Below are 23,074 nucleotides of genomic sequence, written 5' to 3'. Positions count from 1 at the left end.
TGTTTTTCGACATAAGAAAAAGGCGGCTTATCGCCGCCTCCTTCTTAAAGTGTCTCCGCATACAGGGCCTTAGACAATTCAGCAGTTCTTTTACCTGCCCACACGTCCTGAACGTAACGGCCTTCCGACTGAAGCTGATTGAGCCAATCTTTCGCTTCCTGGCGAATTGCCCCCTTCGCCTTCTGATATGCTTGCAGCAAAGTCTCTTCCACAGCGGGAGCCATATGGCTTCCATCCCCGCATACGTAAATTCTTCCTTTGGCATCAAGTAAATGAAGCAACTGTTCCGCTTCCTGCAACATCAGATGCTGCACATACGTTTTGGGTTTACCCTCAACACGTGAAAAAGCCAAATGCAGCTTGACAATGCCTGCCTGTTCGTATTGTTCAAGTTCTTGACGATATATGAAATCCGAATCATTCCTGCAACCAAAAAACAAATGTGCTTCACTCAGTCGCAATCCTCTCTCTTTCAGGGCAGATCTAGCCTGAAGAAAACCTCTGAACGGTGCAACCCCCGTCCCTGGACCGACCATAATAATTGGAACATCCGGCCCTTCTGACAGCTCAAATCCGGATTCTGGCGTACGTACAAACATCAGAACACTCTCTCCCGTCTGGCAGTCGGCCAAATAAGATGAAGCCACACCACGGAATTCACCGTTGCCGCTCCATGCAGGCTCTCTCACCACAGACACTGTGATACTCGCCCGCTTGTCATTGAAGTGTGGAGAGCTGGAGATGGAGTAATACCTGGGCTTGAGTGGAGGCAGCAGTTCAAGGAACCTTTCGAACGGCAGCTCACAGGCCTCATACTTTTCAAGTAGTTCCAGCATGGTAGTTCTATTTTGAAGTATATGTTCTCTATAGTTGCTCTCTTCCATCATCAGCTCCAGTTCGCGCTTATGAGGCGGGCACACCGTATGGTTCGCCAGCTCCTGCAACTGAGCTCTAGTAACAGGTGCTTGCAGCTCAACACAGGAACGGAGCAATTCATTCACTTTGACTGGACGGTTCAGCGGAAGATGTGTCAACAGTGTTTCGTTCGAAGTTAATTGGATCTGAACGTCTCCTTTTAATCGGAAACGATGAAGAATGCGATTTGCGATTTCATTGGCATTTAGCGGCAGTACGCCAAGATGATCGCCTTCTTTATAGGTCATGCCTTCAGGCAGCAGCATCTCAATGTGACGTGTACTCCGTTCACTATCCATTGCCTGAAGTTCTTCATTTACCACTATAGTCGCACAGCTGGCATGGTAGGCTTGTGCAAGTGGAAGATCGGCTTTCTCGTGAACAAATTCCATTTGAAGTGTATTTCGTGAGGAGTGCTCCATCGATTCCTTGCTAATCCCCAACGTGTTGAATATCTGAGTCCACAACACCCGCTGCCACTCTTCCACTTGTTTCTCCATATCCCCGCCAGCATCGACTTCTCCCCGAGATATCAGCCTGTTGCCCCCCAAGCTCGCTAGCTTCTCATCGACCAATCGAGGAATGCTCTGGTAGGTACCGGACCAACTCCGATCCCCGCAGCCCAGAACTGTATAGGTCACACCATGCACCTTCTCTGACTCCGCTTCCTTTAGCCATTCGATAAATGCCGCTGCATTTTGCGGAGGTTTACCATTGTACGAAGATGTCACGATGAGAACGATCCCCTCTTTAGGCAAACGGCCCATCCATTCATTCAATGTTGCTGCTTCGCTTGGAATTCCATAGGTACGGGCTTTTTCTGCAATCGCTCTGGCAATGCCTTCTGCCGTCCCCAGATTGGAGCCGTACAGTACCAGTAATGTTGGATTGGTATTCGCCGGAGTCGAAGTCGTCATCGATACCGTAATAGGGCTGTGACCAGCTACACTTGTATGAAGTTCCTGATTATGCTTTTCATTTAAGGGTGTAACAGACGCACTCAGTTTCGGTGATACAGTACGTGTTCTCACCTGTATTCGAAAATCGCCTGGTTTTAACGTTAACGTTTGTTTCACGTCCAACTGATAGTTACTATAGTCTACCAATTCAAAATGTTTAAGTACCATACCCAGCACAAGCGTAGCTTCATATAGAGCAAACTGCATGCCGATACATGCTCTCTCCCCATTGCCAAACGGTTTATACGCATGATGAGGTACTTGAGTCGTATCTTCAAAACGTTCCGGGCGAAATAGCTCTGCATCCTCTCCCCAGGCGCCTTTGTCACGGTGAAGCTGAGGTAGAAGAATACTGCAGCTCTCCCCTTTTTTCAGTGGAAATTTGCCACCTATGACGGTGTCTTCTTTGGCATAGACGTCAAATCCGGGAGCGGTCGGCCATAGACGCAGCGATTCACTGAGAATCATGCGAATATAAGGGAGTTGAAGGATTTCCTCGTACTGTGGAGAGTCACTTACCAACACCCGGTCCACCTCATCATAGGCCTTTTGGAGTGCTTCGGGATTGTTTAACAAAAAATAAAGGGCAAAAGATAACAAACCACTCGTCGTTTCATGTCCGGCAATGAGGAACGTGATAATCTGATACCGAATGTTCTCATCGTCCAGCGTTTCTCCGGTTTCCGGATCTTTGCCATTCAGCATACGAGCAAGCAAGTCAACCTCTTCAGGAGCAGCACTTGCTTTACGTTCTTCAATAATCTGATCAACCAATGAGAACATCGTTTGGATGTCTTCCTCGAACTGTCGTTTGGTTTTCACCATCAGTAGATTTTGGATTTTCAAGCGCGAGCTTTTCTGCATAGCTTCATTTAATGCACGGACCATACTTTCGATAAAAGGACTGTGGTCCTGTCTGTAAAAGCTGTTAAATCGATAATTGAACCCGCACAGTCCAATGGTATCCAGTGTAAGACGTGTCATGTCATCTGCTACATCAATGGTGTCGTTGGAATTCAAACGTGCCCATTTGTTTATCAATTGTTCCGCAATGTCGACCATCATCGGATGATAACCCTTCATCGCCTGTTTACTAAAGGTCGGAAGCAAAATATTATGGGCCTTTTTCCAGTTCGGTTCGGATGTTCTGCTTGTAAATAAACCATCACCTCCAAAGGCGCGTACATTTTCGAGTTCATTGTATACAAATTTATCAAAACGAGACACGTCACATAATTCAGCCACCAGATCTGGACCAGATACAATCAATCCAGAATAACCAGGAACGGTCAATCGATATATCGGTCCATACTCCTCTGCTAATTTCCCAAGGGACAATGTTGGTTTTTCTTTATCAATCAAGGGCAGATTCCCGAGTGGTCCATACATCTTGGGCTGTGGAACATTAGTTGCAATACTCATTTTAAACACCCTCTCCCAGAGTTTAAAATGATAGTATTATCTATCATTTGATACAATAATAAACCGTAAACGAATGAAAATCAAATATTGATTTTATGTCAAAAACGGTTGGAATTAATCCACTTATCGATGGAGAAGATCTACTAAATGATCGATTAAACACAAAAAGGGAATTGCGTTTGCAATCCCCTTTTTGATCAGATCTATTTTGTTGACTTTTTGTTTGTGCAAAGTACTGAACAAGAAATTGTACAACGCTACTCTACGGGTTTAAATGTTTACCGCGCTCATCCCAGGCTTCCTGATTAAGTTCACTGTTAATTGTTACAGCGGTTAATGCACCAAGGGACGCCGCAGTAATGGCTTGGTACAACTCCGATGCTGCATCTCCAGCGCTGAACAGACCCGGCACGGTTGTTTTGCCGAAATCATCTACAACGACTGTACCCGCATCCGTAACCTCACAGCCTATCGTCTGCGGAAGTTCTGATCCAGCCGTAAGTTTCGGTCCAAAGAAAATCCCCGTGCACGAAATTTTGGTACCATCTTCTAACACAACCTGCTGCACCATACCATCGCTTGATTCAATAGATTGAATTGGAGAGTCCCATATCGGGACACCATGCTGCTTCAATTCATCCCGCTGCTCATCCGTCAATTCATCCGGTCCATTTGTGCAAATGGTAAATTGACTTGTCCAGCCGGAAATGGTCTTGGCCATATGAAATGCCTTGGCTCCATTCACAATGATGACAAGCCGTTGATCTCTTAATTCCCATCCATCGCAATAAGGGCATACAAAAGCACTCTTGCCATATACCTCTTTCAACCCGCTAATATCCAGTGGAAGATCTTTTTTCCCCACTGCAAACAAAATTTTCTTCGTGCGATAGACGACTCCTTGGGCAGTTGTAACTTGGAAATCACCATCTGTTCCTGTCACTGAAGTCGCTGTGTCCCCTTCAAAATGAACTGACGGGTAAGCGCTAATCTGTTCTTTCGCAACCTCCCGAAATTCACGTGGACTTGCACCATCTCTTGTCAGGAAACCGTGTGTTTCACGCGTGACCCAATTACGTGGGCGTTCATCATCTATGACCACTACATGTTTGCGAGCTCGTCCTAGTACAAGTGCGGCATTAAGACCCGCTGGTCCTCCGCCTATAATTAATACATCCATCTTTTGATCCATATTTAACACCCTTTCCAGATATTTAATATCCTTTATTGATACAAAAAAAGGTCTATCCTGATTACATCTTGCCGCTTACAGCTGTTCTCTAATAGAAACAATGCAAGAAGAAATCAATCATACCATTAAAGACCTCTTATATCTACAATAAACAAATAAAATTCATTATGCAAGAAAAATTTTCTTTTCTCGTTATTGCTGCTGCTCAACTTCAATGACCTGTATCACAGAAAATCATTTTTAACAATTAAAAAAAACCTTGTTTTTAAATTGTTCACAATCAAATGACATTATTTTAAATACTAAATCGTTAATTTATTCACATAGTGTATTGAATGCTATAATAAAAACACGAGATATATAAGTATAGATATAGGAAGTGAGTTCTTGAAAACATTGAATAAAGGGGCACGGCCCGAAATCAGCCTGGAGTATACTAGCTCGATTCCGAAAGTATTTTTTGATACGATCAAGATCGGAATTATCAAATCCAATCTGATCGCCATGTTTGCCGGTTTAAGTTTGGCTTTGTATGTATTTGATGCATCTATCTTAGCTAATATTGTACCCATTATCCTCTCTGTCATCGGGTCTTCCCTGATTATCGGAGCGGCGGGGGTGTTTAACAATTTGTATGATCGGGATATCGATGCGATCATGGAGCGCACCAAAACACGTCCAACGGTAACGGGTCGTGTTGATACCAAAACAGGTTTGATCCTCGGTATTGCCATTACGATTATCGGGGGCATCATGTTGTATATCGCTTCCCCTTCGGCTGCCGTATTCGGCATATTGGGACTGTTGTTGTACGTGTTCCCTTATACGATGTGGACCAAGCGGACAACGGTATACAATACGGAAGTAGGGAGTCTTTCAGGCGCTGTTCCTCCACTCATTGGTTGGGCAGCTATTTCCCCAGAACTGGGTCATTATGAAATTTGGGCTTTGGTTGTTACCATGCTGTTGTGGCAGATGCCTCACTTCTATGGCATTGCCATCCGGAGATTTGATGAGTACAAAGCGGCTGGCGTTCCCATGCTTCCTGTTGTAAAAGGAATCAGACGAACATACATCCAGACAAATGTTTATCTGGTATTGTTGTTATTCTCCAGCTTCTTGTTCTGGCCGATGAGTCCGTTCATTGCCATTGTTGCGTTTCTGGTAAGTTTGGCATGGCTTATCCTTAGTGTGGCAACCTTCGATAAGAAAGAAACGAAGAAATGGTCACATAAAATGTTTATTTTCTCCATAAACCACATTACGATCATCTTCCTGGTCATTATTGCGTATTCATTAATTGCGCCGCTGATCAAATAAAGATTGACCAAATGAGCAATAATAAAAGCCGTACAGATCTTAACTCTTTCAAAAGAAGAGTTGTCTGTACGGCTTTTATTATTTGTTATATATCGTATACCTTATTCTATCCCACTTTAACCGGTGTTTGCTCACCTTGCCAAAGCAGCTGCATCTCTTCATTAGTAGCAAGCAAATCTGATAAGCTGCCTTCGGCCTCAATTCGTCCATCCTTCATGACGATGATATGATCTGCCTTCGCAAGTGCTGCTCTGCGGTGAGACACCGCAATACATGTGACATCTGGTTCTTGGAACAGGCCTTCCCAGACCTGTTGCTCGGTTTCCACATCCAACGCACTGGACAGATCATCGAAGATGAACAGATCTGCTTCCGTCATCAGCATACGTCCGGTAGCCGCACGTTGAATCTGACCACCAGACAACATCACACCTCTTGGACCTACGGACGTTTCGAGACCTTGATCCAGGTTTTGAATATCCTTATCCATAACAGCCAAACGAATGGCTTTTGCAAGCGTGACTTCCGTACGGCCCTGTTTACCCTGAACAATATTCTCTTTCAGCGTATCACTGAACAGTCGGGGTACTTGCGGCGTATATGCTGCTCTGGGCGGCATCAGGAAGGTAGCGGGGTCTACATCTTTACCATTCCAACGAATCGTGCCCTCCTGTTTGGGCAGCAGTCCCAGAAGTGTGCGGACCAGAGTCGACTTGCCAGAACCGATCCGTCCAGTAATGACCAGAAACTGTCCCCGCTTCACACGGAAGCTGATATCCTGTATTCCATTTGCAGATTGAGGATATTGGTACGCCAGATTGCTGATCTCCAGCTCTCTTAGCTTCTCTTTGGGATCTCTCTCTTCATTAAGAAGCTCCGGCGGATCTTCATTTAGATACGTCTCTCTGAAATCCATGATCCGGTCTTCTTCCCCAGGACGAAACAAGGTTCGCATCCGGTCAAAAGATACTTTGAGCCGTTTATGTTGAAATACCATATAGCCAAACAATGAAATACTAAAACCAATATTGGCAAGATAACTGGTGAACAAAGCAAAATTACCTACGGTGAAATTGCCGGATTTCATCTCGGCTGCACACATCAGGAGAATGAGACCTGTACAGATACTGAGCACATGCTGATTAAGTGATCTCATCCACTGTTTGAACAGATTATCCCGGAGTGCAGCTTGACGACGTTCTTCATTCAGTTTGTTAAAACGAGCAGAGACATGCTCTTCTGCCTGCCCAAGTTTCAGTGCCTGCACCGCTCCAAATGTTTCAGCAATGAAACTGGTGATTCGTCCTGTCGACTCACGATTAACCTGTGCATATCGACGAGCCCGATTACCAGACAAGTTATTCAGTAACGTTACGATTACCAGCGGCAATACCGCAACGAGAGTGATTTTCCAGTTAATGTTCGCCATGATGACGATGGATACGATGGCGAACACGAGCCGTCCCCAGAAATCCACCCAGGATTCTATATACTCAACCACTTCATCCACATCATCTCGAAAGCGGCTCATCGCCTCCCCCGGTGAGGCCGGCAGATTACGTCCTGGCCAGCGCATAATCCCAGCGAGCATATTGGTACGCAGAATGGCCTGAATATGGTAGATATACGTGATCCATGCATAGAATGCGGCAAAAAACGTTCCTACTCTTACCGCTCTGACCAAAGCAATGAAGATCAGCGGAGCTGCCAGCCACATATAATCACTGGAACCCGCCGTTGCCCGGTCAAAAAACCACTGCATCCCGATCCCTATTGCCAGCGGCAAAGAATGGAATATGCACCATGACAATCCGTTGATCAAAAATAGAAAAGGCCTGAATCGAAACAAACGGCCAATAAATCCGGTTACATTCACGCCAATTCCTCCTCTCGCCCTGTAATCAGCAATCTGGCATAATGTGAGGCTGGATCGCTGGCGAGTACTTCTCTGGCTCCGAATTCCAGTACCTTGCCATCACCCAGAACCATGATCTGATCGACCTTCTCCAAAGTAGCCAGGCGATGTGCAATAATAATTCCGGTACATTGCTTCATCAACTGATCGATGGCAGACTGAAGCATACTCTCTGTAGCGGCATCCAGCCGTGAGGAAGGCTCATCGAGAATAACCAGGCTAGGTTCAGTCAGAAATACTCGCGTCAGGGCAAACAATTGAGCTTCCCCAGCGGATAATGAAGAACCGCCTGCTTTTAGATGTGTGTCCAACCCTGCGGGCTGTGATTCAATCCAGTGACTTAATCCAAGTCGATCCGTTGTCTCCTTAATGATCTGATCCGAGACGTCCTGGTTGAACAGCGTTAAATTGTCTCGCAACGTACCATCGAACAGCTGTACATCTTGCGTAACCATACCAACCCTGCGGTAAAGTGCAGGCAAGGTAAGCTCTGTAATATCTTTGCCACCCACACGGATTGTTCCGCTATCCAGATTGTACAGGCGCAGAAGTACCCGACTGAGACTTGATTTTCCACTACCCGTACGACCGATGATGCCAAGCCGCTCGCCAGGTTTAATGGCAAAGTTAATATTCTGCAATACAGGTTTATCCTCGTTATAACTGAAGTTCACCTGTCTGAATTCCAGACCAAGCGGCCCTTCTGGCAGCTCATCTTCTCTTCCGTTTTCGATCTCGCTGCGTAAAGACAACAGTTCTCTCGAACGAAGCATACCTGATTTCGCCTTCTGAAACTCTTGAACCTGATCACCCAACATCTCAATCGGATCATTAAGCATCTGAGTGTATTGATATATCAGAAACAGAGTTCCGATGCTGATGATGCCTTGCATGTAGTAATGAACACCGAGCAGAAGTACCGCCGTGACTGCAAGTGCGAACAGAATGACTGTTGTATTCCATGGAATCACCCGAAGCAGCCAGGCTTTCCTTCCTTTTTGAAATACAACACGCATCGTGCGATAAAAACGATTCATTACATACGGGACATGCCCGTTCGCTTGAACATCTTCAATTCCCGCAATACGCTCTTCAATTAATCCGAACAAAGATGCACTCGCTTCCCGCTCATTTTTGGAAGAGTTTACTCCCAGATTCCGAATGAACACCATAAACAGAATCGATAATAATGTAAACACCGTCATGACGATCGCAATCGGTACGTTGACAGTGAACATAAATCCAAGAATTCCGGCAAGCAAGACAAAGCTCCCCACCACCTGCACAATGAACATCGCGAAGAAGTTGGAGATACTCGTCACATCACCATCCACCCGTTCGATCATCTCTCCCGGCGTCTTTACATTATGAAACCGCATATCGAGACGCAGACAATGCTTCAGGAGATCTCCCCGTAATCGGTTCGTTGCTCGCCAGGCCACGTCATTCCCCAGATAACTGACAGCTACAGTAATCAATTGATTGACGATGGCAACAATCAGAAACAATCCCGCAAGCTGGATCAGGTTAGAAAGGATTCCCCCACTTGCCGCTGTATCGATGAATCGTTTGATAATCTGTGGATTTAGGAGCTGCAGTCCTGTTGAAGTTAGCAACATCACCATAAGTATGGCCAATCGGCCTTTGACTGGTTTTAGATATTGCAGCAGCCAGGACATGGAGCGTTTCTCTGTTTTGGGCATAGCCCCTCACCCCTTCGTATAACATTTCTATTTGATTTTGGTGATTCAAAGCATTTTGCTTCCTCACTAAGATGAATCATACATAATAACAATAAATGCAACATTTCCTACCCGTGGATGAATCTTACCAAGTGTGTTTACCATTTAACATTCTCCCAATCCCTCTGGCATTCTTCCCGAAATCTTTGCACCCATTGTTCAGAAATCTCGTCTGCAATCTGGTCAAAGAACGGGGGCGATACGATTACACCGTCAGTTTGAACATCCAAAAACGCTAGCACTTTCATGACGGTCCCTTCGTAATCTTGTATAAAATCCTCATAAACAATTGTCAACGGCACAATACCTGACTCGGACAGAAAATCTTCAATGGCAGCTTCGCACATATTACTCTCCACAAGCAGGTGTTTAATCGCATCAAAGTTATATTGATCTGCAATATCTTGTAACTGGGGGCTGTCTCCGTGCTTGCGGTGCCATTCACCCGAGACAATGGCTCTCCACCATGACACAGCCAATCTGACTTTGTTGCGACGCGTCATGTAAATATGCTTTGTGCAATTTGGAAAGCCCGTACTCCATACCTCAGCACGCGATAACGCTGTTGGTAGACTATAGAGACTGCGGAATGCGTCTATCCATCGTTGTTCAAAATTAATTTTGATTCCGAATACTCCGTTCGATGTTGTACCCTGATCCCAGATCTGCTCCAGATCTTCACGCTTTAATGTGTCTGGACTCTTATGCTGATAATGCAGCCACTCACTCGGATATCCTGCGACACCCGTAGAACTTAAGGCTTCACCCAGCAGAGTACTGCCGGTTCGTTGAGAAAACCATATGGTATAACTTTGAGTAGGTCGTTTCATATTGCTGCCTCTCTTTCTCCCCTTAGGGGTGATTCCCCACCAAAAAGCACTACAAAATCTCCCTTCCATGTGCAACAAATTGGGTGGAATGCATGCAAAAAAGCCATAGATGAACTAATGTTCATCTACAGCTTGTAACAATAAGAGAACCATATGAAATAAGAAGCGTTTCCGGATTTCTCCTCTGCACGCAATAATGATGAGCGTCCACGACAGGGGTGCACAAACATGACTGTCCAAACGCCAACACAAAAAAATTGGTTAAGTCACTTGCTCATGCGTATTCAGTTATCGATTCAGAATGCGCCCTGTCTGGAACATGTTCATCTTAACCACCCGTCACACATATTTGTTGTTTATTGTATTCGCTCCACTGTAATCCGTCAAGATAATATTAACTTAATTGTTATTTCCTTCATGACACTGAACATCATATGCAGCGATTTCAACGATCATAACCCAGATAGGGAATTTCTCTGAGATTAAACATTAACTTCCCTCTCCCTGACGACAAGGCGCTTATGCGCTACGATAAGAAAAGGCAGTCCAAGTGCAGTGGTCAGTGCCAGCGGTACAAAAACGAACAGACCATTCCCCGTCCCAAATTGGGTTAATAGGAGCCCTCCAAGAATCGGTGCCATGACGCTCCCCAAGTTATTGAATCCAATCGTGCCAAAGTAGGTCCCTTTCCATTCAGGTTTGGCAATACGGTCAATCAGCATATCCATCATGGTGAACATGAGCACTTCCCCAATGGTGAACAGAATGACACTGATCATCAGCAGCATAACACCTTCAGCTATGCCAAATAGGAACAGACTTGTTGCGACCAGCACGTTTCCAAGTATGAGGGGTACAACTGGCGGGAATTTGCTGGCCACTCGCACAATCGGGAATTGGATTACAAGCACAGTCAACGCATTGAGTGAAAGCATATAGGAAAACACTTGACTTCCATGTTCAAAGAGAGGATTCTGGGCCACATACTGAGCCAAGGTCGAGCTAAAGTGCCCATACCCGAGTACGCAAAACGTAGTTCCGATAAGTACTGGCAAAAATACACGGTCGCGTCCCGTAGTAGCCAGTGCATCTCGTAAACGAGGTGCTGCGACCTGAACATGTTCCGGCAGATTTGCACGCTGCAATCGAAATTGCAGGAACAAAACCAAGCCGTAAACGATATATACCAACCCGGAGATCATGAACGGAAATGTAGACTCCGCTGATCCAAGCTGAAGACCGATAATCGGTCCAAACACAACACCCAGATTAATAGCCGCATATCTGAGATTGAAGACAAGCAGTTTATTTTGCGGTGGAGTAATATCCGATAGAAGTGCACGTGAAGTGGGCTCAAACACGGCGCGGCATAAACCGTTTAACGTATTGGCCACAAAAAATACCCACAGATGCTCAGCTGCTGAAAAGATAAAGAAAACACAGGCCCAGCCAAATACGGAGATCATCATGACCACTTTACGGCCGATCCGATCGGAAATATAACCTCCATAAAAGCTGACCATAACCCCCGCCAGAGAACTGACCGCGACGGTAATTCCAGTCTGTGTGGGTGTAGCTCCCAGTACCTGAGTCAGATAAATGGATAAAAACGGGATGCTCATGGACGTAACGAGACGTCCAAACATCGTTCCAACAATGATTGTCCAGGCTAAAGGGTGAATTTGACGTAAATGCTGCTTCATGCGTATGGTTCTCCTGTTCTAGATGTTTTTGTCTCAGATGGGCTACCTTTGCCCTATCCCTTTATGTATAATTGTATGGATCAAAGGGGGAAATAAAAGTGTAAGAAAACGCGAACACATTTCACCTTTTATGAAGGAGCACATTCATATGGATACAGCAACAACTCACTATCTGCGTCTCGCCACAGCAAAAGAACTTTCTCTTCAATTTCATGAAGCGGTTCCGGTAACGATCGAAAGTCTTTCCGCCGCCCTATGCTGCACTCCACGAAACGTGAAGTTTATTCTGCGCAAGCTGGAAGAACAAAGCTTTATTCACTGGCAGCCTGGGCGAGGCCGGGGACATCATTCTGAAATGACATTGCTGCGCAGTGTGAATGAGGCGCTCGAGGAGAGCTTTTTGGAACTCATGGGCAGAGGTAAAATGAAGGAAGCGATCGAGTTGATTGGCAGCACAGAGAAGAACGACGCTCTCCGGGAACGGCTGCTGAATTCATTAAATAAACAGATGGGATTCCACAGTCATGCCGAGAGCTCTTCCGGTCAGGACGTGCTTCGCATGGTAAGGTCACGAAGATTGTCAGAGCTGGACCCTGCCTTTGTGTACACTGCTTTTGAAACCTATCTGCTTGGGCAGGTATGCAGCACGCTAATTACCTATGACGCCAAAACAGGAACCTTCCTGCCGGATCTGGCGCATATGTGGGAGTACAACGAGGATCAAAGAGTTTGGATTTTCTATCTTCGCAAAGGTGTGCGATTCCACCATGGTCGGGTAATGACATCCCTAGATGTCCAAGCTACATTGCAACGCTTGTGCACTGTAGACAGTCCATTCATTTGGCTATACCGTGATATTGAGCGTACCGAAGTTGTCGGGGATTACTGCATTCGTTTTTATCTAAGTCGGCCTAATCGTTTTTTCCTGAACTTGCTTAGTTGTGTCTCAATGACGATTCTCCCCTATGATGTCGATGTATCCCAACAATTGATCGGTACCGGACCTTTTCGGATCAATGAAATAAATGAAACGGTGCTGACAATAAGCGCATTCGATGCCTATTATGGAATCCGCCCTCATCTGGATCGAGTAGATATTTGGTTTGTCCCGAATCTGGGTCCATATGAACGTCATTATGAATTGCCGGGAACAGACCGACTGAAATTGGCTGCAGACGAGACGGGGAGTAACAGTGTTGATTATCCAGCAACAGGATGCCGATACATGCTGATTAATTTTCGTAAAATCGGTATTCATCATCAACTGGAATTTCGGCAAGCCATGCGAATGGTTTTCGATCCAGTCGCTTTGGTGAGGGAACTGGGCAGCAATCGAATTACACCGGCAAACAGCTTTCTTCCCTGGAAAAGCGCGGAGCACGCTTGGCGCGAGTCTTCTCTTGAGGATGCACGTGACCTCCTGCACAGCAGCGGATACCGGGGAGAAAAAATCATCCTTGCGTATACTGTAGCTAAAGACCAAAAAGAAGCAGATTGGCTTAAACAACGCGGAGCAAGCATTGGTTTATGTATTGAGTTGCAACCCTTCGTTGAATTTCCCAATGTGAGGGAAACAAGCGAAGCCGACCTAATTATCGCAGAAGAAGTTTTGGAAGATGACTGGCAATTTGGCATGATTAATTTCTTCATCAACAAACGTAACTATTTTCATATTTGTTTATCACCTGATTTACAGTCCGTATTCTATCGAAAAATGGAGAATTTCCTACAGCAGAATGAAGAACAAAGGTCATCGCTGCTTAACGAAGCTGAGGATTTGCTCCGTGATAACTGCTGGATATTGTATGGCTGCCACATGAATAAAAAAGCATTGCTTAATCAAAGTCTGTTTGGTCTTCATACCGCTGAGTTTGGGTTCATGGATATCTCCAAACTATGGATCAAAAACCAGTAGTTTAGCATTCCGCAAAATGAACATGCAAAAAAAGCCGCTCCTTTATCCATTGATAAAAGAGCGGCCATTGCCAATCAAGAATCCGTTCCTACGGAATGTTGATTTCAATTGTATGCAGTGGGATATTTCTTTATTTTGTAAAACTCCTCCATCACTTGCATAATGGATTCACTTTTAATTGGTTTGCTTACATAAGCATCCATTCCAGCCTTCAGACATTTGTCCATATCCCCTCGAACTGCGTTTGCGGTAACCGCAACAATATAAGGGCATGCCTCTGGCCGCATCAATTCCTTAATCGCTTTGGTCGCTTCGAATCCGTTCAGCCTAGGCATGTGCACATCCATGAACACAATATCGTACGCACTTCGTTTGACAGCTTCCACTGCCTCGATTCCATTTACTACATAATCGACAAGATGCCCTTTCTTCTCAATCATCCGGCGCAGAACAAGTTGGTTCACCTCATTGTCCTCGGCAATCAGAATTCGAAGTTGATCTGTTTTATTCTTTTTCTGTTGTAGATCGTATCTGTTGAAATCCTCCATGTTGCTGGCTTTAAACGACGCTGTAAACATAAATGTGGTCCCCGTAGCGTCCGAATCCTCAATCCAGATATCCCCCTGCATAAGCTCTACAAGCTTTTTGCTGATAGCTAGTCCAAGTCCGGTACCTTGAGGCTTGCGTGTCATGAAATTCTCCAATTGGTAGAAGGCTTCGAATAAATGCTCTCTTTTCTCCACTGGAATTCCAATCCCTGTATCCTTCACCTTGAACTGAAATTGAACGTCATTATATTCTTGTCCAATAACCTTCACTTCGATCTCAATACTACCTTCCGGGGTGAACTTTACTGCATTACCAATGATGTTGGTTAGGACTTGTTTTAGACGGTAAGCATCCCCAAACAAGGGAACAGGAATGGCGTCATCCAGGCTTAAACGAAGATCCAACTGTTTCTCCCGAATCATTGGTGTTACGATCTTAACCGTCTCTGTCACAATCTCTTTCAGATCAAAGGGCTCATCCACCAGATCGGTTTTACCTGACTCTATTTTGGAAAAGTCCAGAATATCATTGATAATCGCAAGCAGTGAATCCCCGCTCTTTTGAATGATCTCAATGTATTCCTTTTGTTCTCCGCTAAGTCCAGGCGTATCCAGAAGCAAATCCGTCATCCCAATCACGCCGTTCATGGGTGTACGGATCTCATGACTCATCATCGCCAAAAACTCACTTTTGGCCTTATTCATTCGTTCAGCAGTCTCTTTGGCTACAAGAAGCTTTTTCTGTTCCGTAATATCCTTGGCAATCAGGTAGAATCCTACGTTTTTCTCATTAATAATGATAGGCGCAAGCGTTGCCAAAACTTCTGTCTCAGAACCATTTACGTGCTGAACAGCATTGATTTCTTTTTCAGCCATCTCATACTGGCTATTGAGAATAAGTCCAAGATGATACGGTCCGATAAATCGACATATACTTGTCCCAATCATTTCCGCAACCGGGCATCCAGTCATTTTCATAGCTACCGGGTTGGCATTTATAATATTGCCGTCCATATCAAAAGAAATGATGGCATCATGATTATATTTTTTGAGTGAAGTATAACGTTCCACCGATTCCTGAAGTTTGAATTCGACGAGTTTACGCTCTGTAATATCCTGCAAAGTTCCGTTTAACTGTATCGGTTGTTGATATTCATCAAATGTAATTAATCCTCGCAGATGAAGATACTTTTCTTTACCATTTGAGCCCAGATGCCGGTATTCAAAATCAAGCGGTTGACCCGTTTTCACCCATTCAATACACTCCTTCAACCGCTGCTCCTCCGCTTGTTCCATGAATGCAAAGATATCGCTGCCCTTATACAGTTTGTTGTTGTCTATTTCGAAAATCTCGAATATCTGCTCAGACATGGAAACATGGTCATTGAGCATGTTCCACTCCCAACTGCCGATCATGGCTATCCGTTCAGCTTCTGCACTAATTTCCTCATGTTTCTTTCTCTCCGATATATCCCGACCAATGGCAAGAATTTGTTGTTCCTGTCCAGAGTCCCCAATAACCTTATAAGTGGTTTCAAACCAAAGACTATGTCCATCTTTATGCTGAACCTGCATATTCAACATATGACCTGTGCTCAAATCGATCTGCGAGACACGATCCAGGTCCTGCGGGTGAAAAATGGCGGTATTATTATTGCCCACCACTTCCTCTGGAGTGTAACCAAGCAGCTTATAAATGGAAGGAGAACAATAACGACAAATGCCATCAAAAGTTGCAATATAGATGATTTCCTGTGCATTATCGGAAATGAGTTTGAACATTTCTTCCGTTTGAAGCAACTTTAGTTCGGTTGTTTTATGATCCGTAATATCTACAACATGGCAGATAAAATACAACGGTTCACCGCTGACTTCGTTTCGAGCCAATGATATATGCATTGATATCCATAAAATGTCTCCGTTTTTCTGAATATAACGCTTTTCGTACCTGTACTCTTGTGATTTTCCTTCACACAGTTCACGTTCGTACTTCAGATCCTGTGCAAAATCATCCGCATGGGTGATCTCCTTGTAATGAAGAAGGATTAATTCTTGAGCTGTATAACCCAGCATACTGCAAAAAGCAGGATTCACTTTCATCCACTGTCCTGTTGGAGCAACAATTGCAATCCCAATAGGTGCTTGATTATAAATCTGCTCAAACAATTCGTGATGATCGACCTTTTGAACCTGCATCTTTAGCTCTCCTTTTGGTGTATAAACACAATATTTGCTTAATACCCGATTTTTCCATTGTTGAAACATCTCATTTTCTAAAAGTTTGTGTCAATAAAGCAAAACAAGGCCTGGATTCTATTCGTATGGAATCCAGGCAACTTTTTTTTGATTTCATATAAACCTTGCTGAACATGGAAATGGGATTTAGTCAGGAACGATTTTACCGCTCCCGTCCAATGATGTAATCCAACAGATGTCTTAGAAAAGAAATTGGCTTTGGCATTTCGTTCAGCGCATCGGTTGCCAGACAATAGTGCTCCCACATCTCTTTCTTCGCACCATCTTCACCCAGAATGGATACAAAGGTTGAACTGTTGTTCCTAACGTCCTGACCTGCCGGCTTACCGAGTATCCGATGATCCCCTTCCAGATCCAGCAGGTCATCCTTAATTTGAAAGGCAATACCTGCATGATACGCAAACTTTATTAAGGCTTCAATCTCTACGTCCTTCACCTGAGCCAGAATGGCGGGCATCACAAGTGCAGCCTCGAAAGCAATACCTGTTTTGTAGAAACAGATCATGTTCAATTGTTCCAGAGTCAGCGTTTTTCCTTTGGCATTCAGATCCATCGCCTGTCCCATACACATATCCTCTGCTTTTTCAGCGGAATATTGAATCAGGGTAAGCACAGTTGCGGCATCAAATTGATTGAGGGAAGATTGCTCGCCAATGGCCTTTTGGATGAGAAATAATCCTGTTAATTCCGCTGTTGCGCTATTATGCACCTGATGTAAGGTGGAACGGCCTCGCCGGGTCGAAGCATTATCCTGGGTCGGCAGATCATCAAAGATCAGTGATGCGGTATGCATGTATTCCAGTGATCTCAGAAGAGGAATGATTGACGATTCATGCAGTCCATATTCACGTACACCCATCACCCAGGTCAGGATCGGCCTAAGCCGTTTTCCATCTCCCTGCAGACTGTAATTCGCTGCATCAATAAGCGTTCCTTTCATCTCTGGAAGTCCACCCGGCTTGGAAATCTGTAATTCAATATTAATCTGTTCACGAACCGTACGAATCGTATCCAGAAAATCCTGTTTTTCGCGCTTGTCATTTTGCAATTGGAGGATGACCTGATCCCGCAGCAATTTATCCAGAAAATCAACATCATCGGCTTTTCGTACCATTTGCTGAATGAGACGATTGAATTCCGGTTGTCCGGAGGCAAAGATATTCATCACTTCGTTGTATTGTTCTTGACCCAAACGCGCTCTACAACGCTTTAGACCATTAATAGCCCGATCCAGTATGACCTCCCGGGTCTTCGCATCCGAATGGTATACCTCATGAATCAGATAGGAAATAACCGCCCAGTATAGCTCATACGGATTGATCAGATCAGGCCGCAGGTCACGATACTTCAGATAGTAGGTATACGGAGTCACTGCCCCATCCTCCATATCGTCAAACATATCAGCGAAATCGTCCGCGAGCTGATTATATATGCCATAGTAGAACGTCCGCAGATCAAACCCTTCATCCGCAGATGCACTGAGCACGGAGCGAACAATGAGTCTGGAGGATGAGGATTTAATAATAATCGGAATATAAAGTTCTTCATTGGAATAATTCGCGTTGGACAGTTTTTTGGCACGGTCTATTTCCTGAGACTGAAAGAATACATAAGATTGCTCGAAGAACGTACGCTGCGTCTCAGGGCGCTGGTAGTTCTTAATATACTCAAACGCATCACGAAGCTCGGAGTGAACATATTGAATGACTTGGAGATTGGCTCCCTTCCATTCGCCGATATCGGGCACGATCCCGGTGAGAAGCGCATTGCGAATCAAGAGAGAATACTGCTCCTTCTCTTGTGCAGTCAACGCCTGCGAATCGAGCAGGTCATCAATAAATGGATAGGTCAGTCCGTAAGAATAACCAAGCCGAATCGCAGCATCTAGCCTCTCGGAACGTTCTGCCTGTGGAGTCTCATCATTCATATCATCGTTCACATGCAGAACAACGCCCAGAATAATCTTGAGCAGTTTGCGCTGTGCCTGTTCTGCGTCCAGTTCTTTGGGGATATTGGAAGCGACATTTTTTAATTTGCTGATGACCCAGATAACGGCTGTTTCCACGTTCTCCTTCTGAGCCCAGCGATACAAGGCGGCCAGACTGATATAATCCGGACTTTCCTTGTGATGGGTTGTATTTGAACGCATAAAATACGCTTTGGTATCCTGAGCAACACGCTGAATGCGTGCTTGCGTGTCCGAGGAATCCAGTGCTTTGCCCAGATCTCTCATATAAATGTAAGAAATACTGCGGTCCAGGTAATCATCCAGTTTGCCTGTAACATTCAGCCAATGGATATATCTATGAGCATCCCGGGAATCCGGTTTTTTTCGACTTGTTGATAAAAAAGATAACCAGGAAAAAGATTGAATATGTTTCTTTTGCCACAAGTGAATATCTTGCGTAAGCGCAGTTGTATACGTGTTATTCAGAAGTTGTTCATGAAGAGAAGTAAAATACTGAGCTGCCTTCTGCTCAGCCAGCCGATATCCTGCATCAGCCTGATCTGTAAGTACGTTATTCATAGGATGGATACCTCAACTTCTCAGAATGTTAAACATGTATCCATGAAAGGAGTTTGAGGGTGCTCCATGGACGAAAACTGATGTGAATTCATGCAACAACAAATTCGCCACCTCATGTTCATAACCTTTATACGGCATTCCATCCGTTTGGTTACGAAATCGTCATGGTCGCTTCAATCCTATGTGGTTTTACAATATCGAAGACCATACCTTTACCGCTGTAATGGCAATAAGAACCATCAGTCCATACCGAAGCAGTCTCACATTAATCATTGAGCTTACTTTGGAACCGAGTGAAGCACCAAGCAGACTCCCAATAACCGTATAAATAATCGGCTCCAGCGGAATGTCTCCACCCATAATCTTTCCCACCACCCCACCAATGGCGGAGATGAACACGATCGCAAGTGAAGAAGCAATGGTTGTCCGGGTAGGGATCTTAAGCACGGTGAGCATGATCGGAATCAATATAAAAGCACCACCCGCACCAACAATTCCTGAAATGATCCCCACGGCGAGAGCCGATCCTGCCGCAACATATGTGTTGAATGTCAGCTGTCCAGCCGAGCCTTCTGTTCCCTTACCGGGAATCAACATAAGTACAATCGCAATAATGGCCAGAATGCCATAGATCAGATTGATGACTTCTCCATTCAAATGACCGGATATGAAACCGCCAATTAGACTGCCGACAAGAATACTGGAGCCCATATAAGCTACCAGACCTTTATGAATAAGAGCTTCGCTCTTCTCCCCTTTCCTTGTTCTCCTAATGTAGGCAACCACACCAGCGAGTGAGGCAAAAAACACCTGAAACATGCTGATCGACGACACCTCATGTGCCGAGAATGGTTCCAGTCCCATGAGAGAAGGTACATACAGCAGCAACGGGAAATTAATTATGGCTCCACCAATACCCAACAAACCGGAGAAGAAGGAACCGACCAGACCCAGTATAAACATGATGACAAAAAGCAGAGTATCCATCGGTTTTTCTTCCTTTCTTGCGGTATAAAAAAGATGCAAAAAACAGTATACGCAGTTAAAATAATCGGCTATAATAAAAACCAAGTAAATTAATCCGAAATGAGTGATTAAGCATGTTTAACGTGTTGAAGACTCTTTTTGAAAATAAATGCCCGCTGTGTAACGAAAAATTACAAGTTCACAGTGATGCGTTATGTGCTACAAAAACATGCTCCGAATGTCACTACAAAGAAGAGAGCTATGGCTCTCTCGGTGTGCGTATTGTCTATGACACCACAAAATGATAAAAGACGCATGCCTGCTTATTGTATCATGATCTCTGAACTACTGGGATGACTATATAGAATTATTTTCATAATAAATACTCTTCTTATTATGGGATACAAAAAAACGGTGCAGAACGATTTATTCGTTCTGCACCGTTTTTCTTTTATTTTTCAGATACGGAGTGGCAAACTTACAACTCAAATCTTATTTTGTTTTGAAGCTGAGGAATCCATCATCTACTGCAACCGTTGTACCATTCACTGCACTTGCAGCATCACTGAACAAGAAGGTAACAACACTCGCAACTTTCTCCGGTTGAATGAGCTCTCCCCGCATATGTTGCGTGGCAAGCGCATCCTTCATCGCTTTGTCATCACCCAGAATCGGTGTTTCAATGAAGCCTGGCGCTACACCAACCACACGAATGCCATGTTCGGCAAGTTCCAAGGCACCGGATTTGGACATCATCACGACAGCTGCCTTGGCTGCATTGTAGTTAAAGCTTCCCACCGCAGCAATACTGCCATAGATCGAAGCTGTATTTACAATGGTACCCTGTACATTCAGTTCAACCATTTTTTTGGCGCCATAATACATGCCGTAATACACACTGTGTTGGTCAACATCGATTACTCTGTGATAGGATTCCGGGTCCATCTCCAGAAATGGCTTCACAAGTCCAATGCCCGCATTGTTGAAAATACCGCTCAATGTTCCGTATTTCTCTACGGTCCAGTCGATCAGAGCTTTGATCTCGTCTCCTTTGGACACGTCCACTTTGTATGCCCCGGCTGTGCCACCACCTGCTTCAATCTCAGTTGCAAGCTTTCTCGCACCCTCTTCGTTAAAGTCTGCTATAACAATCGTTGCACCCAGATCCGAAAGCTGAAGCGCTGTTTCTTTACCAATACCACTCGCTCCGCCAGTGATAATGATTACTTTTCCATTTTGTTCAGACATAACGTAGGTCTCCTTTGATAAGAACAAATTGTCATATTGAGCATACAAATCCATTACATAGTCTTGCTAGTGTGAAGCAAAATATTCATCCGACTCAGAAGCAGGGTCGAATTTTTCCTTACTCATAAACCACGCAGCCAATAGAGCAATAACTGCCGGAATGATGGCCCAGGCAAACGTATGAACGATGGATGAGGACAATGCTTCTGTAATCTTATCCAACATTGGCGCAGGAATATCAGCACGAGTGTCCGGTTTTAGGACTAGGCTAGGATCACTCAGATTCACGCCACCACCCTGCTCACTACCATTACTATTTCCAAAGAAGGAGACCAATTTACTCGTAAATACGTGACTTTGTACGATACCAAATACCGTGATTCCCAACGTCATACCGAGTTCCCTATTGAAGTTAAGTGTTGAACTGGCCGAACCACGCTGTCTTGCCGAGAAACCGTGAATGGCTGCATTGCTCAATACAGAGAACGAAGACCCAATGCCCAGACCAACCAGAATCATGAAGATAGTCACCATAAATCGGGAGGAATCTGTCGTTAACGTTGTCAGCAAGGCAATACCAATAACCAGCAACGCGAGTGTAGGTAACATGATGGAGCGGTATCTGAGCTTGGTAAGCATGGCTCCTCCACCAGCAGCTGTCACAACCGATCCGAGCATCATCGGCAGAAGAACAAGACCGGAATTGGTGGCTGATCCACCAAGTACACCCTGAATATAAATGGGGATATAGATGGAAGCTGTAATAAAGGCTGCACCGCTAAATATGGCCATCAGATTGCTGGTGGAATAAAGTCGATTTTTGAACATGCTAAATGTAATAATCGGTTCTGCCACTCGGCGCTCTATGAACACAAATGCAGTCATCAGCACGGCGAACGCAGCAAACAAACCCACGATCATGCTGGAATTCCAGGCGTATTCCTTGCCTCCAAGTTCAAGTGCAAACATGAGGCATACGATGGAAGCTACCAGTGTGAATGCGCCAAAATAGTCAATTTTCTGTTTGGAATGCTCTACGGATTCTTTATAGAAGAATGCAATCATGACAAAGGCGATCAGACCAAGTGGCAGGTTGATATAGAAAATCCAGGACCAATGAATGTAATCGGTAAGATAGGCTCCGAGAAGGGGTCCGAAAATACTGGATAAACCAAAGACTGCACCGAATAGTCCCCCCACCTTACCCCGTTTGTCTGCGGGAACGACATCAAACATAATGGTAAATGCGATCGGCATCAACGCCCCGCCGCCGATTCCCTGAATCGCACGATAAATACTGAGCTGAATGATGGAATCCGCCGTCCCGCACAATGCAGAACCAATCATAAATACAATGATTCCAAAAATGAAAAATCGCTTGCGCCCATACATATCCGATAGTTTACCGAAGATCGGCATACCCGCCATCTCTGCAACCATATAGACAGAGGTGACCCACATTAATTTATCAAATCCGCCAAGATCACCTACGATGGTACCAATTGCAGTGGCAACGATGGTGTTATCCATCGAAGCCATAAGAATGGCAAGCAGCAAGCCTGCAAGAATAACGCCTAATTTATTGCTTTTTACCATGATTATTTTTCCCCTTATCC

At 44.7% G+C, this 23,074-nt stretch carries 13 protein-coding genes; 2 read left to right on the top strand and 11 right to left on the bottom strand.

Annotation, left to right across the window (positions count from 1 at the left end):
• Nucleotides 1–44: 44 nt before the first annotated feature.
• Complete coding sequence (locus RS891_RS13750; protein WP_315795577.1) at nt 45–3,296, bottom strand: bifunctional cytochrome P450/NADPH--P450 reductase; 3,252 nt, start codon at nt 3,294–3,296, stop codon at nt 45–47.
• Nucleotides 3,297–3,558: 262 nt separating this feature from the next.
• Nucleotides 3,559–4,488, bottom strand: coding sequence for an NAD(P)/FAD-dependent oxidoreductase (locus RS891_RS13745; RefSeq protein WP_315795576.1), 930 nt, complete (start codon nt 4,486–4,488; stop codon nt 3,559–3,561).
• Between the two features lie 396 nt (nt 4,489–4,884).
• Here RS891_RS13745 and cyoE point away from each other — a divergent pair, with 396 nt between their 5' ends.
• The gene (gene cyoE / locus RS891_RS13740) at nt 4,885–5,808 is read left to right on the top strand and encodes a heme o synthase (protein WP_373561693.1); all 924 of its coding nucleotides are present in this window, start codon (nt 4,885–4,887) and stop codon (nt 5,806–5,808) included.
• 106 nt (nt 5,809–5,914) lie between these two features.
• Here the strand turns inward: cyoE and RS891_RS13735 are convergent, their stop codons facing one another.
• The 4 genes from RS891_RS13735 to RS891_RS13720 all read right to left on the bottom strand — a co-directional run bounded on the left by RS891_RS13735 (nt 5,915) and on the right by RS891_RS13720 (nt 11,998).
• Nucleotides 5,915–7,684, bottom strand: coding sequence for an ABC transporter ATP-binding protein (locus tag RS891_RS13735; protein ID WP_315795575.1), 1,770 nt, complete (start codon nt 7,682–7,684; stop codon nt 5,915–5,917).
• Entirely contained in the window at nt 7,681–9,426 is a 1,746-nt protein-coding gene (locus RS891_RS13730; RefSeq protein WP_315795574.1) for an ABC transporter ATP-binding protein, read from the bottom strand. The genes RS891_RS13735 and RS891_RS13730 overlap by 4 nt, the downstream gene beginning before the upstream one ends.
• Nucleotides 9,427–9,563: 137 nt before the next feature.
• Nucleotides 9,564–10,295: a Stf0 family sulfotransferase gene (locus tag RS891_RS13725; RefSeq protein ID WP_315795573.1), complete on the bottom strand. Its 732-nt coding sequence runs from the start codon at nt 10,293–10,295 to the stop codon at nt 9,564–9,566.
• Nucleotides 10,296–10,777: 482 nt separating this feature from the next.
• A complete protein-coding gene (locus RS891_RS13720; RefSeq protein WP_315795572.1) occupies nt 10,778–11,998 on the bottom strand; it encodes an MDR family MFS transporter in 1,221 nt (406 codons plus the stop codon).
• Between the two features lie 148 nt (nt 11,999–12,146).
• Here RS891_RS13720 and RS891_RS13715 point away from each other — a divergent pair, with 148 nt between their 5' ends.
• A complete protein-coding gene (locus RS891_RS13715; RefSeq protein WP_315795571.1) occupies nt 12,147–13,913 on the top strand; it encodes an ABC transporter substrate-binding protein in 1,767 nt (588 codons plus the stop codon).
• A 104-nt stretch (nt 13,914–14,017) separates the two neighbouring features.
• On the opposite strand, the gene RS891_RS13710 is transcribed toward RS891_RS13715, so the two are convergent.
• From RS891_RS13710 to RS891_RS13690, 5 genes are all read right to left on the bottom strand, one after another.
• A complete protein-coding gene (locus tag RS891_RS13710; RefSeq protein ID WP_315795570.1) occupies nt 14,018–16,657 on the bottom strand; it encodes a PAS domain S-box protein in 2,640 nt (879 codons plus the stop codon).
• A 202-nt stretch (nt 16,658–16,859) separates the two neighbouring features.
• Entirely contained in the window at nt 16,860–19,244 is a 2,385-nt protein-coding gene (locus RS891_RS13705) for a polyprenyl synthetase family protein (protein WP_315795569.1), read from the bottom strand.
• 189 nt (nt 19,245–19,433) lie between these two features.
• The gene (locus tag RS891_RS13700) at nt 19,434–20,231 is read right to left on the bottom strand and encodes a sulfite exporter TauE/SafE family protein (RefSeq protein ID WP_315795568.1); all 798 of its coding nucleotides are present in this window, start codon (nt 20,229–20,231) and stop codon (nt 19,434–19,436) included.
• Nucleotides 20,232–20,702: 471 nt separating this feature from the next.
• On the bottom strand, nt 20,703–21,458 hold the full coding sequence (locus RS891_RS13695; RefSeq protein WP_315795567.1) for an SDR family NAD(P)-dependent oxidoreductase: 756 nt from the start codon (nt 21,456–21,458) through the stop codon (nt 20,703–20,705).
• A 66-nt stretch (nt 21,459–21,524) separates the two neighbouring features.
• On the bottom strand, nt 21,525–23,054 hold the full coding sequence (locus tag RS891_RS13690) for an MDR family MFS transporter (protein WP_315795566.1): 1,530 nt from the start codon (nt 23,052–23,054) through the stop codon (nt 21,525–21,527).
• Nucleotides 23,055–23,074: the final 20 nt, after the last annotated feature.

The sequence above is a fragment of the Paenibacillus sp. BIC5C1 genome (genome assembly GCF_032399705.1).
Lineage (GTDB): Bacteria > Bacillota > Bacilli > Paenibacillales > Paenibacillaceae > Paenibacillus > Paenibacillus taichungensis_A.
The sequence above is the reverse complement of the archived record's forward strand: the minus strand, read 5'-3'. Positions and strand labels throughout refer to the sequence as shown.